Annotated in this window: 14 protein-coding genes; 4 read left to right on the top strand and 10 right to left on the bottom strand. The window is 49.9% G+C overall.

Annotated features, from left to right (window positions below; translation table 11 throughout):
* Positions 1-23: 23 nt before the first annotated feature.
* The 4 genes from LQZ19_RS02335 to LQZ19_RS02320 form a co-directional block, all read right to left on the bottom strand.
* On the bottom strand, positions 24-668 hold the full coding sequence (locus LQZ19_RS02335; RefSeq protein WP_411046030.1) for a cysteine hydrolase family protein: 645 nt from the start codon (positions 666-668) through the stop codon (positions 24-26).
* A 41-nt stretch (positions 669-709) separates the two neighbouring features.
* A complete protein-coding gene (locus LQZ19_RS02330; protein WP_411046029.1) occupies positions 710-2,056 on the bottom strand; it encodes a TRAP transporter large permease in 1,347 nt (448 codons plus the stop codon).
* Positions 2,053-2,580 carry a TRAP transporter small permease subunit gene (locus LQZ19_RS02325; RefSeq protein ID WP_411046028.1) on the bottom strand — a complete coding sequence of 176 codons (528 nt, stop codon included), beginning with the start codon at positions 2,578-2,580 and terminating at the stop codon, positions 2,053-2,055. Before LQZ19_RS02325 ends, LQZ19_RS02330 begins: the two co-directional genes overlap by 4 nt.
* Before the next feature lie 70 nt (positions 2,581-2,650).
* Positions 2,651-3,757, bottom strand: coding sequence for a C4-dicarboxylate TRAP transporter substrate-binding protein (locus LQZ19_RS02320; RefSeq protein WP_411046027.1), 1,107 nt, complete (start codon positions 3,755-3,757; stop codon positions 2,651-2,653).
* A gap of 200 nt (positions 3,758-3,957) precedes the next feature.
* Here LQZ19_RS02320 and LQZ19_RS02315 point away from each other — a divergent pair, with 200 nt between their 5' ends.
* Positions 3,958-4,680 (top strand): GntR family transcriptional regulator, encoded by a 723-nt coding sequence (locus tag LQZ19_RS02315; RefSeq protein ID WP_411046026.1) that lies wholly within the window; start codon positions 3,958-3,960, stop codon positions 4,678-4,680.
* A gap of 13 nt (positions 4,681-4,693) precedes the next feature.
* On the opposite strand, the gene LQZ19_RS02310 is transcribed toward LQZ19_RS02315, so the two are convergent.
* The 5 genes from LQZ19_RS02310 to LQZ19_RS02290 all read right to left on the bottom strand — a co-directional run bounded on the left by LQZ19_RS02310 (position 4,694) and on the right by LQZ19_RS02290 (position 9,432).
* Positions 4,694-5,296, bottom strand: coding sequence for a class II aldolase/adducin family protein (locus LQZ19_RS02310; protein ID WP_411046025.1), 603 nt, complete (start codon positions 5,294-5,296; stop codon positions 4,694-4,696).
* A 16-nt stretch (positions 5,297-5,312) separates the two neighbouring features.
* Entirely contained in the window at positions 5,313-6,536 is a 1,224-nt protein-coding gene (locus LQZ19_RS02305; RefSeq protein ID WP_411046024.1) for a Tm-1-like ATP-binding domain-containing protein, read from the bottom strand.
* A gap of 14 nt (positions 6,537-6,550) precedes the next feature.
* On the bottom strand, positions 6,551-7,372 hold the full coding sequence (locus LQZ19_RS02300; RefSeq protein ID WP_411046023.1) for an N-acyl homoserine lactonase family protein: 822 nt from the start codon (positions 7,370-7,372) through the stop codon (positions 6,551-6,553).
* Positions 7,373-7,506: 134 nt separating this feature from the next.
* Positions 7,507-8,340 carry a 4Fe-4S binding protein gene (locus LQZ19_RS02295; protein WP_411046022.1) on the bottom strand — a complete coding sequence of 278 codons (834 nt, stop codon included), beginning with the start codon at positions 8,338-8,340 and terminating at the stop codon, positions 7,507-7,509.
* Between the two features lie 9 nt (positions 8,341-8,349).
* Positions 8,350-9,432 (bottom strand): DUF362 domain-containing protein, encoded by a 1,083-nt coding sequence (locus tag LQZ19_RS02290; protein ID WP_411046021.1) that lies wholly within the window; start codon positions 9,430-9,432, stop codon positions 8,350-8,352.
* A gap of 136 nt (positions 9,433-9,568) precedes the next feature.
* Here LQZ19_RS02290 and glgP point away from each other — a divergent pair, with 136 nt between their 5' ends.
* Positions 9,569-12,109: an alpha-glucan family phosphorylase gene (gene glgP, locus LQZ19_RS02285; RefSeq protein WP_411046020.1), complete on the top strand. Its 2,541-nt coding sequence runs from the start codon at positions 9,569-9,571 to the stop codon at positions 12,107-12,109.
* A gap of 304 nt (positions 12,110-12,413) precedes the next feature.
* Entirely contained in the window at positions 12,414-12,740 is a 327-nt protein-coding gene (locus LQZ19_RS02280) for a hypothetical protein (RefSeq protein ID WP_411046019.1), read from the top strand.
* Between the two features lie 64 nt (positions 12,741-12,804).
* On the opposite strand, the gene LQZ19_RS02275 is transcribed toward LQZ19_RS02280, so the two are convergent.
* Positions 12,805-14,160 (bottom strand): MFS transporter, encoded by a 1,356-nt coding sequence (locus LQZ19_RS02275; protein ID WP_411046018.1) that lies wholly within the window; start codon positions 14,158-14,160, stop codon positions 12,805-12,807.
* A gap of 109 nt (positions 14,161-14,269) precedes the next feature.
* Between LQZ19_RS02275 and bamJ the strand changes: the two genes are divergently transcribed.
* Positions 14,270-14,968 (top strand): BamJ family beta-barrel-assembly machinery protein, encoded by a 699-nt coding sequence (gene bamJ, locus LQZ19_RS02270; RefSeq protein WP_411046017.1) that lies wholly within the window; start codon positions 14,270-14,272, stop codon positions 14,966-14,968.
* Positions 14,969-14,985 lie beyond the last annotated feature (17 nt).

Raw genomic sequence — 14,985 nt, 5'->3', positions numbered from 1 at the left:
ACCCCACCGGCTATTGGTAAATATTAAACCAGCGCGGCAAGGAAATCCTTGTGATTCATCACTTTGCCGATCTTGGGGAATATCCACTTTTCGCAGAAATCCTGTTCTTCCTGGGTATCGGTGGCAGTGCAATCACCAATAACCACCACCCGGTAGCCAAGATCGTAGGCAGAGCGGGCGGTAGATTCCACGCACCAGTCGGTATGGAAACCTACCACGGCAACATACTCAATCTCATTGGCCCGCAGAAGGTAGTTCAGGGCGGTTGAATGGAATGCGTCCAAAGTCATTTTGCCTTCAACTACGATATCGCCCTTTTGGGGGGTCAATTCTTTTACAATCTCCGGCCCGGGGGTTCCCCGCAGCCAGGCGCCGGTTCCCCAGTCCGCCTTCATATCAATTTCAATACCCCGAAGTCCTTCATAGCCCGGTCCGCCGGGTTTGAGCTCCGGGAAACCGGGATGGAAGGCGTAGAAGGGAACATAGAATATCTTCCCTACCTTGCCCCGGGCGCCGTTCAGAAGGTTTTGCAGGTTGGCAATAACATTTCTATCCTTCAGCTGCTCCTTGATGTGGGCATACATGGTTCCGCCGGGGGACAGAAAATCGTTCTGGGGTTCAATCAGAACAATAGCCGTTTTTTCTTTTGGTAATTTGATAGCGCTCATGATAAATCCTCCTAAAATAAAGTTAAAATTTTACGCCGCTCTTACTGAGCAAGCGCTCTGGTCATTAGGCTCGGTAAATATGTTACTAGTATGGGGAAAGCCATCATCAAAATAACAACAAAAACTATTCCAAGCAGGAATGGTACTGATCCGGAGAAGATATCCTCCACGGTAATTGGTTCCACTCCCTTAATTCCCTGGGCTGCCGCTTTTACGGTAAATACATTCATACCGAAGGGCGGGGTTACCAGCCCTGTTTCTATGGCTACAATGGCGGTAATGCCGAACCAAACCGTATTCATGCCGAAGCTGCGTACTATTGGTACCATGAGGGGCATGGTGAGCAGTATGATCGATGTTGAATCCAGAATACATCCCAGGGCTACAAAGATCAATATAAAAATACCGATGATAACCATGTTCGGAACATTCATACCCAGCACAAAGCGTTCAATAAGATTGATAATTCCGCTTATCGCCATGGTGCGGGAATACATTTGGGCAGAGATAAGGAGAAAGAGTACGCTTCCTGTTGTAGTGCCCGCCGAAAGCAGGGTTTCCCAAAAGGTCTTGAATTTGAATTGCCTTTTAACAAAGACAAGAATCAGGGCGCCCAGGGCTCCTATACCGCCCGCCTCGGTGGGGGTAAAAAGTCCCGCCCAGATACCGCCCAAGGATATGATGATGAGTACCACAATGGCCCAGGGCTTTAACACTACCTTCCAGAAAATCTTCTGTTCTTCTTCGGTGAGCGGCTGTCCGTTGGGGATTGCGCCCGGCCGCCGAATGGCAATAATCTGGATAGTTATACAGAACACAATAGTCATGATAATGCCCGGTATTATGCCGCCCATAAACAATGCGCCGATAGATTCATCAGCCTGTGTGCCATAGACAATCATGAGCAGACTGGGCGGAATGAGCATACCGAGCATCGCAGAACCGGCTATGGTGCCTACGGCGACTTTTTTATCATAGCCGAGCCTGGACATCTGCGGATAGGCAATCTTGGTGAATATCGCGGCGGAAGCTACGGAAACACCGGTAATGGCGGCGAAAACCGCATTGGCGAGTACCGTGGCCATACCAACGCCGCCCCGCACCTTTTTGAGGATTAGGCTTGCTGCGTCGTACAATTCCTGACTTGCCCCCGAAAGGTTCGCAAAGAGTCCCATTAGGGTAAAAAGCGGTATAACCCCGAATACATAATCCCTGATTGCTCCCCAGGATGTACTGCCCAGCACATTCATCGCAACATTGATGTTACCGGTGGAAAGAAAAATGCCGGCCACACTGGTAAGCATAAGGGCGCTGGGAAGATGGATGCCCCAGAATATCATAACCAGAAGCATTAAAATTGTTATAAGTGCAACTAATCCTGCGCTCATGCTGCTGTCCTCCCGCTTACCCGCTTGTAGATGGAAAATGCTTTTTTACATACATTAAGGATCATTTGTAAAATCATGAATCCCGATCCCAGGATGAGAAATGCCCGGGCCGGCGATGTTGCAATACGCAGGGCGCCTTCTCCTTCGAATTCTCTTACCCTGATCGCTTTGATAAAATCATTGAGACTTGATTTAATAAGCATAGAAAAGACAACTATACCGATTACAGCCGCGATAAGATCAATAATATCCTTGCCGGTGGGACCCACTTTGTCGTAAAGAACAGTGGAACGAACAAGACCGCCGGCCCAGAAAACATAGGGTACTTCCAAAAACGCAATAATAATAATTGAAAAGCTGACAAGCTCCGGTGTTCCCTTAAAGGGCGTATTAAACAGCACCCGTCCGATTACATCAATGGAGATAAGAACCATCAGTATAAACAGCCAAGCTGAAGAAACTCCCTGAAAAACGGTAAAAATTCTTCCAAGTATTCTTTGAACAAATTTCGCAAATTTGACCATGTGAAATCCCCCATTATTAGCAAAGGGCAACGGAGAAACCAATATCTTCCGGCTTCCCCGTTGAAAAATGCTAGTTGATTTTCCAGTCGCGAACTCTGGGCCATCCGTTTTGCTCAAGCAGTTCATAATAGCGGCTTACGATAGCTGTGCCTTTATAACCCCTTTCGTTCAGTTCGGTAACCAGGGTGTTGACGATATCGGGAAGGGCTGCGGCCCATTTGACCTGTTCTTCCCGGGGGAGGGTGTATACCTTAACCCCTTCGCTTTTCATTTTTTCAACATCCCGGGCATATATATCAACGATATATTGTGACTCCACCGTTTCGTATTCCTGACCTACTTCAACAAGAATGTCCTGGACTTCCTTGGGCAGGGATTTAAATTTATCCAGGTTGATGGTAATGCTGTTAAAGGGAAGTACGTTAAAGTTTGCTTCCAGAAGATAGGGCGCTACCTCGGGGACCTTGAGATTATAGCAGGAATCCGTGGGTTGAATGGTTCCCTGGATAACGTTGGTCTGGAGGCTCTGATATACTTCGTTAAGACTGGTATTGACCGGAACAGCGCCCGAACCATTGATCCAGTTCAGGTTAGCGCCTGCGGCGCCTATCTTCATACCCCGGAGATCCGCCAGGCCGTGTACTTCCTTGTTGGTGTACAGGCTGTAGGGATCGCATACACCCATGCCGAGGAGTTTCTGGTTGTATTTTTCAAACTCCGTAACATGTTCGGGGAATTCTTTATAAATCTGCTTCATAACCTTGGTTACAACAGCGGGGTCCGCACAGGAGAAGGGCATACGGTACACCATACTTTGGAGCATAAGCTTTGCAGGTTCAAATACTATGATGGTGGTTCCTATATCCACAAGGCCCGCTTCAATGCCTTCAAGTTCGTCATTCAGTTTGATAACCGAAGCGCCGTAGGCCTTGATCCACTCAATTTCATAGTTTGTCCTTTCGGCGACCCGTTTGGCAACCTCAGGAACGAAGAAGTTGTCCAACACCGCAACCCATGGATTAGAAGTTGCGTGACCGGAACCGATACGCAGAGTTATTTTCTGCTTTTCGGCAGGCCCGGCGGCGCTGCTCTTTTTAGAGCAGGACACCAGGCTGAACATCAACAACACGGCGCATAATAACGCCGCAGTCCGTATGGTTTTTTTACAACCAATCATATTAGCCTCCTCAATAGCTAGTACTTAATTTGGATACTGGATACATTATTTATAGCATGGTCTTTATACCTTGTCAACTAAAAATACAGGGCGGTCCGTTTTTCCCGGTTCCGCCGGGGGTTTGACCCGGCTGGTTTGACAAGTTATTGTATATTTGTTACCATTTCATGAAGTTTGGTATAAAAAGAGAGGGGATTTCTTTGGAAAAGAATGATATCTCGCCAATAATGACATATTCCACCATCTCCGACATAGTCTATAAATGGATTAGGAATGCTATAGTCAGTTCCGCTTTTAAACCCGGCGAATGGATTACCCAGGAAGACATAACCGAACGACTCCATGTCAGCCGTACCCCGGTCCGGGATGCCTTTAAACGGCTTCAATCGGAGGGTTTGCTTGTTGTTAAACCTCATCAGGGCGCTATCGTCGTTCAGCTCTCTCTTGAAAAATTGATAGAAGTATATGAAATACGTATGCTCCTTGAGGGCGCCGCCGCAAAACATGCATGCGAAAATATTGCCAATAAAAACATCAATGAGCTCGAAAAAATTAATACTAAAATGTCCGCCCAGCGAAGCGATCCCCAGCAATTCATGAACTGCAACCGAAATTTTCATTATTCTCTTTACAGTTTCAGCAAGCGGGAATACCTTATCAGTACTATCTTTGGACTTTGGGATCTTATCGAACCATATCGGCTCATATATTTTTCCCATGACGGTAAAACCGACGGGGCAATTGAAGAACATATTCATATTATCAAAGCGCTTAAAAAACACCACCCCGAAGAGGTACGTCAGGCTGTTATTGAACACCTCAATGATGTTGTAACAACCCTTTCAAGCAACGGCGCGGAACTGGTCAACATAGAGGCGCCAATACGCCGCAAACGGCAGCGCGCCGAACCCACCGCAAAGTAGCAAAAATACGGTTTTATGTATGTGTCCCCATTAGTACACTTATTACCCCTATCTGGGCGGTTTCTTCCACTAATTCCGCATTATAGGCCGCATCCCAGACATTTTTCCCAACAGCTAGCTGACCATGCCCTTTTAGCAGAAAAGCTCTTGCCTCGGGGTACCGATCAAAATGGGCAAGGATCGTGGGGAAAAAATCCTCCGGAACCGCATAGGTACCGGAATCAAAAACCGGAACCTCGCCCTTAAGCTTAAGTTTGGAATGATAGGTGGCAAATTCAAGGGGCTTTCCCGAGGCAGCCCAGCCGGTTGCCCAAGGGGAATGGCAATGCATAATAGCCTGAACATCCGGCAGACGCCGGTACAGGGCGCCATGAAGCAGCGCTTCTTTTGAAGGCTTTATGGAACCGCTTACCAGGGCGCCGTTAAAATCGGTAATGACCAGAGTCTTTTCTGAAACCTCGGAAAATGCAACATCCGTTCCCTTGACTATCATCCATTCCTTCCCGGGGTAACGGGCGCTCAGGTTGCCTCCGTTACCCAGTTGGAACCGGGCTTCGTAAAAACGCTTTGCAGCTGCAATAAGATCCTGGGTAATTTTTTCGATTGTCTCTTCCATTATTTCCTTCCCGTTTCTAATTCCCGGTTTGCAAAAGGGCCAACATTTCCTTTGCGGCAATCTCCCCGAATTCCTTGTCCATAAAATTAAGATCGAAACACTTCAGAACAATGTCCGGCTTTAAGGTGGTTTCCAAAATACCCTTCATTTTCTGTATTGTTTCCGGTTTATTGAAGAATTCTCCGGGACGGCTCATGGTTCGCAGCCCTCCCATGGGAAGTAGTACCGTTACCTTGCCTGTGGAAACATTGAGTCTTTTTGCTATGGTTTCGGTAATGCTCAGAATCTCATGTTCATAGAGTTTGGTATGGGTTAAGGCTGCGTTATGCCAGTTATACCCCCGCTTTTCTTCATCTTCGAACAATTCGCCGGGACGGAGGCAGATAAAATCAATTCCGCCGGGACATACCACCATGGGTATACCCTTTTGGGCTCCCGCACAGAGCCGGTTATTGGCGCCTCCGCCGTATCCCAAACCGCCAAAATATTCGGGGGTCATTTCGTGGAGGGTCAAATCCATAACCGCATTGATACTTCCCTGGGCAATCATCTTTTCCATGGTACGGCCGCCCACACCGGTGGAATGGAAACTGATAAGTTCCATCCCGGCCTCCAAAATGAGGTTTGCTGCGTGCATAACCGTATCATTGGTTATCCCCATCAGGGTTGTACCAACACGCCAGCCCGCAACTTCCCGTATTAAGCCGCCGCCATAATTGGCCATTCCGACCACCGCCGCACAGGCATTACTCAGAATAACTTCGGCAACGGCGTTCATCCCCGCAAAATCGACAATGGAAGGCATCGCGGCAATATCGCTGTCGCCAACTACGTCATTAAAATAGCGGTTTCCACTGGCAATCGTAGATACCATGAGCTTGGGAAAACCCAGGGGTAAAGTCTGCATCGCCGCAGTACATACCACCGTATTCTGAAGGCCCCCCATGCCCAATACCGCGTCAATGGAACCCTTTTCCCGAAGTTCTGTTAAAACCCGGGCGGCGCATTGCGACATTTTGGAAAGAGCCTCGTCTTTTGGGGCGGATCGTATCGCTTCCCAGGTATAACCCCCGGTAGTAACTATTTGTTCCCGCGGAATATCTGCCTTAATGGGGACGTCGCCGCCGGTACTGATGTCCAGTACCAGCGGCACACAACCTATGGCGCTGATTTTTTCCCGCACATAACGCACCTCGTGATATTTGGTATCACAGCAGGCCATAATGGCGATGGTTTTCATGGCAATACCCCTACCTAGACACCCAATACGGGTGTTTTTTTAATACGTTCCAGAAGGTTTTTCTCATGACAGGGTAAAAGCAATTCCGGACGTGCAACCCGTTTCTTCTGCAATTCTATACTTTTCCAGGTTGCAATGATATCCGCATAGCGGCCGGGGGGTGTTAAGTCGTAGGCAATTTCCGGAATCGGGTTGATATTATCAAGGATGAAGATTGAATCCCCGCAGCAAATATAGCTGCCGTCCTTTGTATCAACCTCCACAGACTGATGTCCCGGAGAATGTCCCGGGGTTTCAAATACCCGGACACCCTGAACAATTTCGGTTTCACCCCGGACCGTTTTTATCGGTATCCCCTCAAAGGGCCTGATAATCTTTTCCGCCGCATTTTCGTAAAGTTTAGGATGTTCATAGGATTTGTAGTATAGGGGGATAGGGTTCAGGGCAAATTGATACTCAGTCTCGTTGGCATAAAAATCCGCCTTGGTAAACTTTTCCATATAATAAATATGATCCCAATGCAGGTGAGTAAACACTACAATATCAATATCCTCAGGCTGATATCCGATTTTTTTAAGCTGATCCACAATGGATAAGCCTTCCGGCTGATAGGAACCGGGATGATGATATTTTCCGGCCCGTTCACTCCAGGCCATACCGGTATCTACAAGCAAAAGGCTGTCGCCGCCTTCAACAAGAAAGGTAAATACCGGCATCTCAATGCGGGTATCCGGAACATCCTTAAGATATGCGGCCGTCGAGTGGTGGTACAGGTATTGTTTTGGTATAGTAGTAACGAACCCCGTATTAATTGGGCGTATGGTTAAATTTTTCATGTCATTTCCTTAAGAATTAAAATGTATCCAGTATCCAGTTAAAAGAGTCTAGCATGGGTTGGTAATTTTAACAAGTCTAAAAAGAAAAAGTTTAAAACGGGAAAAGGGTATTGTATCCGGCCAAAGAACGGCGCCTAGTCCCGCGAACCCGGTATCCCGTTTTCGCAGGGTACTCCGCTTTGGCACTTCCCGCAGCCATAACGGGGCCGGTGTTTTTCCTTGGTACGGTTAAGGAATGCGGAACAGAGGGGGTGATTCTTCCCGGTCTCCGGGGAGATGGCCTTAACCGGGCAATGCCGGACGCAGGCGCCGCAGCGGGTACAGTAGTCCTTCGTTCCGGAGTAGGGCCGGGCGGTGGGTTCGAAATACGCGCCGGTAATAAAGCTGGTAAAACGGCCGGAGATGCCCCTTGGGGTGATAAGCCCCCGGGAAAGGCCGAAGGTCCCCAGGCCGCATACATGGGCCACATGGCGCTCGGACCAGTTGCTGGTGTAGTAATTCTGTTCGGCCTTATCGGTAGTGAGGGGGCTTTTCGTAGAGAACCGGGGATCTGCCCCGGGGGATATACAGTCGAAGCCCCGGTCCTTCAGGAAAGCTATAACATGCCGGCCTAACGCTTCCAAAAAGACCTGGCCTTCGATCCTGGCATGGAGCCATTCGTCGGCGGGCCATTCCATATTTTGACGGTTCGCCTTTTTTACCTGCTCCGTATGGGGAAAAAACACCGATACTACCGTTTGGGCGCTCCCCAGCCAGTCCCGCGGCAGGAGAAAATGCTTCCCGATTACGCCGGGCTTTTTCAGTTCCCCAAAATAGGGATCATCCGCTGCGGCAAAACCTACCAGGGGCTCAGCAAAAAAGGGCATCCCCGCCAGATCCGGCCGCAGGGCGGTATCCGTAGCCACCGAATTGCCCCGGGCGCCGTTTACCAGTTCATTGATAAGCCCGGTTAATGCTTCCTTTTCCATGACTATCCCCTAATTTTCGCGCAGAAAGGTGATGATGTCCGCTCCCGCCGGGGGGCAGCCTTTCAGGGAAGCGCTAAAGGAGGCGGTACAACGGCCCACCCCGAGCTTACCCGGTTTATCCTGAAAACCCTGGCCTATGCAGACTTTTTCCTTCAAGCGGTTCAGTTCCGCCCTTTCCAGCCGGGACAGGGCAAAGATGAGGTTGGCGTAACAGGCGCTGCATGACCGGTCTTCCTTTATATATGAAGTAAACTGCCGTACCTTGCCCGAAGGTACAGGCGCCTTTCCCGGAAGGGGGGGCGAGATTTCCCGAATCACCGCTTTTGCCGGGTCGGCGCAGCCTACCCCCAGTTTTTCCGCCAGGCCTATGTAGGGAATCTCCTCCACCCGGTAGCCCATCTGGGTTGCGGTCCAGGCGTCGCAGAGCACCGGGTCCCGGGCTGCGTAGAGCTTCCCCGAGTATACCGGATTGCCGCCCTCCTCAAAATCCAGATCTCCGCAAATTCCGTCCACCAGGATAAAATCGTTTTTGACCTTCGTATTCAGGTGAGCTATGGGTTTATCGAGTCCCAGGGTGTGGAAACGCCGTTTTTCCCGGTCCGGCATGATTCCCTTGTTGTTTTTTAAGGCGCAGGTCAGCAGGGTCTGACAGTGGCCCTTCATTACCGGCAGGTTGATCATAAAGTCCACCGCCATGGCGCTGTCGCAAATTTCAATCTCCATGCCCTTGCAATCATAGGAATGGGCTTTATCGGTTTTAGTATCCAGGAGTTCCACCCCCAGGTCCGATGCTAGGGCGGTATAGCCGCAGCGGGGGAAAGCGTCTTCGGTTCGGGCCCCAACCCAGGAACCTTCCAGGATAAGGATGTTCCGGAACCCGTTTTTCTGCAAATACCGGATAAGCCCCCGGGCAATTTCCGGATGGGTGGTGGCCCCTTCCTCAGCCGGCCGGGGAACTACCAGATTTGGTTTTAGCCCGATACGCCGCTCCCGAGGGCCGATCAGATCCGCCAAATTCGCCGCTTCAGCCAAAGCGTAGGCCATATCATCGATTTTTTCCCCGTAATTTACCAGAATTTCATTCTTTTCCATAGATTTTATATTATCCGCTTTCTCTTAATCTTTTTTCAAGTACTCGAATATCGAAAAAAAGTAATAAATTTCATTAAAATCACGATAAATTTTCCTAAGCGTTGACAAGCTTTTCATTGAGGCATAAGCTGTAATTATGAATATAGCTACCTATACGGTTAAACCGAAACTTCCCAATTCACTTAAACCATTGGAAGAGATTGCCCGCAATCTCTGGCTTTCCTGGAATTTTGATGCAGTCCAGCTCTTTATCCGTTTGGATTATGATGTTTGGCTGAAATCCCAGCAAAGTCCAATTCGGACCTTAGGTATGGTCAGCCAGGAACGTCTGGCAGAGGTAGCTAAGGATGATTCTTATCTCGCCGCCCTCGCCGAGGTTTATGGCCGGTTTTTAAAATATAAAAAAGGCGAAACCTGGTATCGGGGTTCCAAAAAGGATGTGGTGGCCTATTTCTCCATGGAATACGGCATGGATGTGTCCCTCCCCATCTATTCGGGCGGCTTGGGTATGCTTTCCGGGGATCATATGAAGACCTCCTCCGATATGGGGCTGCCCCTGGTCGGTATCGGTCTTCTGTACCGGCAGGGTTATTTTAAGCAGTACCTCAATGCCGATGGATTCCAGCAGGAAACATATCCGGAAAACGACTGGTATAATATGCCGGTAGAACGGAAGAACGATAAAAACGGTGATCCTATCAAAATTTCCGTGGATCTGGCCGGCCGTGTCGCCCTAGCTCAAATCTGGGAAGTCAAGGTAGGCCGCAGTTTCCTCTATCTTCTCGATACTAATATCGAAGAAAACGCACAGGATTTCCGGAATATCACCGCCACCCTCTACGGCGGGGACAAGGAAACCCGGATTCAGCAGGAGATACTCCTGGGAATCGGGGGCATACGTGCGCTCCGGGCCTTGGGGATCAACCCCGCCGCTACCCACATGAACGAAGGCCACGCAGCCTTCCTTGGCCTGGAACGGGCCCGGGAAATCATGCAGGAAAAGAACTTTAACTTTGACGAGGCCCACGAAGTGGTGTGGCCCACCAATATCTTCACCACCCATACCCCGGTACCTGCGGGTAACGAACGGTTTGACGTGGGGCTTATTGAAAAATACTTCCGTCCCTGGACTCAGATTCTGGGCATTTCCTGGAAGGACTTCCTCGGCCTTGGCCGTGAGCGGGTCTACGATGACCACGAATCTTTCTGTATGACCGTTCTGGCCCTTAAGTTTGCCGCCTATGCCAACGGGGTCTCCAAGCTCCACGGTGAAGTTAGCCGGCAGATGTGGAAAGGTCTCTGGCCCAACCTGCCCCTGGAAGAAGTACCCATTGATCATGTTACCAACGGGGTGCATCCCCGGACTTGGGTTTCAAACAATATGGTAGACCTTCTGGACCGCTACTTTGGGCCCCATTTTAACGATGAACCTACGGAGCTTTCTATCTGGGACCGCATGGATCGTATCTCCGATGAAGAACTGTGGCGCACCCATGAGAGGCGCCGTGAACGGTTGGTAGCCTTTGCCCGGGACCGCATCCGCCAGAACCTTAAACGGAACGGAGCGGTGGAACGCCGTATCCAGAAAGCCGAGGACGCCCTTTCTCCCTATGTCCTTACCCTGGCTTTTGCCCGCCGGTTTGCCACCTATAAGCGGGGTAACCTGCTCCTCCGTGACCCGGATCGGCTGCTCAGGCTCCTCAAGGATAACGACAGGCCCATCCAGCTGATCTTTGCCGGAAAAGCCCATCCCATGGATATGCCCGGGAAGGAGCTGATCAAGGAACTCGTTCACTTTGCGGAACACCACGATGTGGAAAGCCGGATCATCTTCCTGGAAAACTACGACATGACCATGTCCCATTATCTTACCGCTGGCGCCGACGTGTGGCTCAATACCCCCCGCCGACCCCTGGAAGCATCGGGGACCAGCGGTATGAAGGCCGCCATGAACGGAGTCCTGAATTGTTCCATCCTGGACGGATGGTGGGACGAAGCCTACAACCCCGAAGTGGGTTGGGCCATAGGCCGCGGTGAAGAATACGAGGATACGAAATTACAGGACGAGGTGGAGAGCAAGGCCCTCTACGACCTCCTGGAACGGGAAATTATCCCCATGTTCTACCAGCGCGGACGTGACGGTCTGCCCCGGGAATGGATCAAGATGATGAAGACCTGTATGAAGGAGATTGGTCATTCCATGTCCAGTCACCGTATGCTCATGGACTATTCTAACAAGTTCTATTTCCCGGCCCTGAAGAACTACCGCCGTTTGATCAAGGATGATTATGCGGAAGGGAAGTCCCTGGCCGTCTATATGAAAAAGCTTCAGCAGTCTTGGGAATCTCTGAAGATCTCCAAGATCGAGTCCAACTCGAAGCCCGTGATGCAGCGTGGAGATTCCCTTACGGTGACCGCCCACATTGAACTGGGTGCCCTTCAGCCCGATGAAGTTCTGGTAGAGCTGTACCACGGTACGGTATCGAACCAGAGCAACGATATTACCAATGCCCGGCGCTCAGAGATGAGGCCCATAGGTAATGAAGGCAGCAGCCATGTGTATCAAGTGCGGGTTGAATGTTCCGATACGGGCCAGCAAGGCCACACGGTACGGATTCTGCCCAAACACGAAGCCCTGGTGCATCCTTACCGCAGCGGGTTGATTAAGTGGGCGTAGCGTTGAAAAAGTTCAAAAGAATTTTTTAAGTCTAACGATGTGAATTAAAATAGGCTATCCGGAGATATTCCGGGTAGCTCGTTTTATCGTATTTTAAACAGCAAGATTGAAAGGGGGGTAAAAAAGTATGAATGCATTTAATGTTTATCCCCCCCCCCCCCCCATTATTAAATAATTTTATTAAGTTCACCCAATCATTTTATGATTCCTCTTGACGGTTTATATACTCCATAATTGTACTATTTAGTCACAATGCGGCGTATGCCGTATTAATATAATTTTTGTTTTTAATAAGGAGAAAGCAATGAAAAAAGGTTTAGGTTTACTTGCGGTCTTGTTGGTTGTTTTGTTTGTAGTGGGGTGTACCACTACAACCCCGTATTTTTATAGCGATAACTCTGCAAAGGATTATACAATCTTGGGCGAAGTTACCTATACTGCTACTTATAACGTGGGTCTTTTTGGTTTATATGGCGGCGGCGGTTTTCAGAATTTACTTGACGCGGCAAAAGAATCTTATCCCGATGTTGATTATGTAGTTGATGTTACCATTGACAAGGTGGTTGAAAAATCCGGAAATTTTTCTAAGCAGTCCTTCAAAATGCGCGGCAAGGCTATTAAGTATAAGTAATAGTACTTAATAAATTTTCTGTACTAACGTTTGAAAAGGCCGGAGGAGCGATCCTTTGGTCTTTTTACGGCGAATCCCGGTGTTCCTTTGCCTGAATCTCCCGGAAAGCCTTCTCGTCCAGCGGGTAGAACTGTATCACCACCAATGCGGCGATAAATATGAGCGCCGGTATGGGGCCGATGAGGAACCTGATAGCCAGGATCGCCCCTGGGGACTGAATCGCCTCGGCGATGTAGCCCCCCAGGGAGAGGATGATCCCGGAAAAGAACACCGATAGGGCGACGCCAAGCTTGGAAACAAAGGTCCACATCCCGTAATAGGCTCCTTCGTTCCGTTCTCCCTCCTTGGCGGCGGCGAAGTCTATGGCGTCCGGGACCATGGCGTAGGGGGCCACGTAACTGAACCCAACCCCTATGCCGGCGTATACCATCATGCCCAGGAAAAAATGAGACCCCAGGATGTGGCCCAGGAAAAAGATGATAATACAGGCGCTGGCGATGATTCCAAAACAGATTTGATAGGTCCGCTTTTTCCCGATCCGCTTGGAGACCAGTACGGATATGGGGATAAACACCATTGCTACCAGGAGCAGCAGGAGCATAGCTATGGTGGTAAGGTCCGCAGAATTATACACGTACCGGGTATAATAGACCAGGATACTTTGAACGAAGGTCAGGGCCATAATATGGAAAGCATAGGTGAGGAGGAGCAGCACAAAGGGCTTGTTCGAAAAAACTGCCCGGTAGGTTGAAAGCAGGCTGCCGGTGGGGAGATCCGCCTTGGTGTGAACCTTCTCTTTGGTCCCGAAAAAGGTGAGCAGGGTGGTGATCAGCATCACGGTTCCCAGGATGAGCCCCATCATGGAAAAGCCCTGTGCCTTGGTGGGGAAGATATCCACCAGGGGCTGGACCGCAGCGGCCCCCAGGATGGTGCCGAAGATGGCGCAGCCGAAACGGTAGCCGTTCAGGCTGGTCCGCTCGTGGTAATCGTCGCTTAACTCCGGCGTCAGGGAAGAGTAGGGGATATTGATCACCGTGGCGGCGGTGTTGAGGAGCATCAGCGCCAGGGTTGCCCAGACGGTTAGGGCAAGGCTGCCTGAAAACCCGGGCTTGGTGAAGAAGAACCACATGGTAAGCATCATGGGGAGGGCGCCGAAGAGCAGGTACGGCCGCCGTCGTCCCCAGCGGGAAAGGGTGCGGTCGCTGATAAAGCCCATCACAGGGTCCGTAACCGCATCCCAAGCCTTGCCCGCCATCACCGCGGTCCCCGCCAGGGCTGCGGCAAGCCCTATCGTATCGGTCAGGAAATTCAGGGTCCAGAAGCCCATGAGGGTAAAGAACATATTACCCCCTAAATCGAATATGCCGAACCCCAGTTTTTGTTTAACCGTTAATCCGCCGCCGACCATATTTTTGTCCATAATCTTAAAATTACTATATGATGCCTTGCAGTGCTAGAGGGTTTCCATTATGCTAAGTTATCCCCCGGGAAAGTGTATTCCGGAATCTTATTAAACCATGGAATGAAAAATGTTAAAGAAATTTGTATTTTTTCTGCTTGTCGCTACCAACGTATTATCTGCCTGTAATGCCAAAGGAGTATCCGATAGGAATTCCGACGTAAAATCCGATGCAAATTCACCGGATGCCGATACCAGTTATGCTTTTGGGGTTGCCCTTGGGTCGGACTTCAAACAGGCAGGGCTGAGCTTTGATTATGACGCCCTGATCAAGGGCCTTCGGGATACCCTGGAGGGTAAGGAACTCAGGTTTACCCTGGAAGAGGCGATTCCCCTGATCCAAACCGCCATGAAGGAAGCTATGGCCAAGGTGACGGAGGAAAACAAGAAAAAAGGAGCCGATTTTTTAATTGACAACGGCAAAAAACCGGGGATTACGACCACCTCCAGCGGCCTTCAGTACGAGATTATCAGTTCCGGAACCGGTCCCAAACCTCAGTCTTTCGATACGGTTTCGGTAAACTATGAGGGGACCCTTATGGACGGAACAGTCTTTGACAGCTCCTACAGCCGGGGTGAGCCCGTGGAATTTCCCCTGAACCAGGTTATTCCCGGCTGGACCGAGGGTATCCAACTGATGGAAGTGGGCAGTACCTACCGCCTGTTCATCCCTTCGGAATTGGCTTATGGTGAAGAGGGTGTGCAGAATTTTATTCCCCCATATTCGACATTGATTTTCAAGGTGGAACTGCTGGGAATCACAAAATAGCCTGGAAATATCCCTTT

Source organism: Treponema primitia, assembly GCF_046533075.1.
Lineage (GTDB): Bacteria > Spirochaetota > Spirochaetia > Treponematales > Breznakiellaceae > Termitinema > Termitinema primitia_B.
This window is presented reverse-complemented; position numbering and strand designations above follow the sequence as displayed.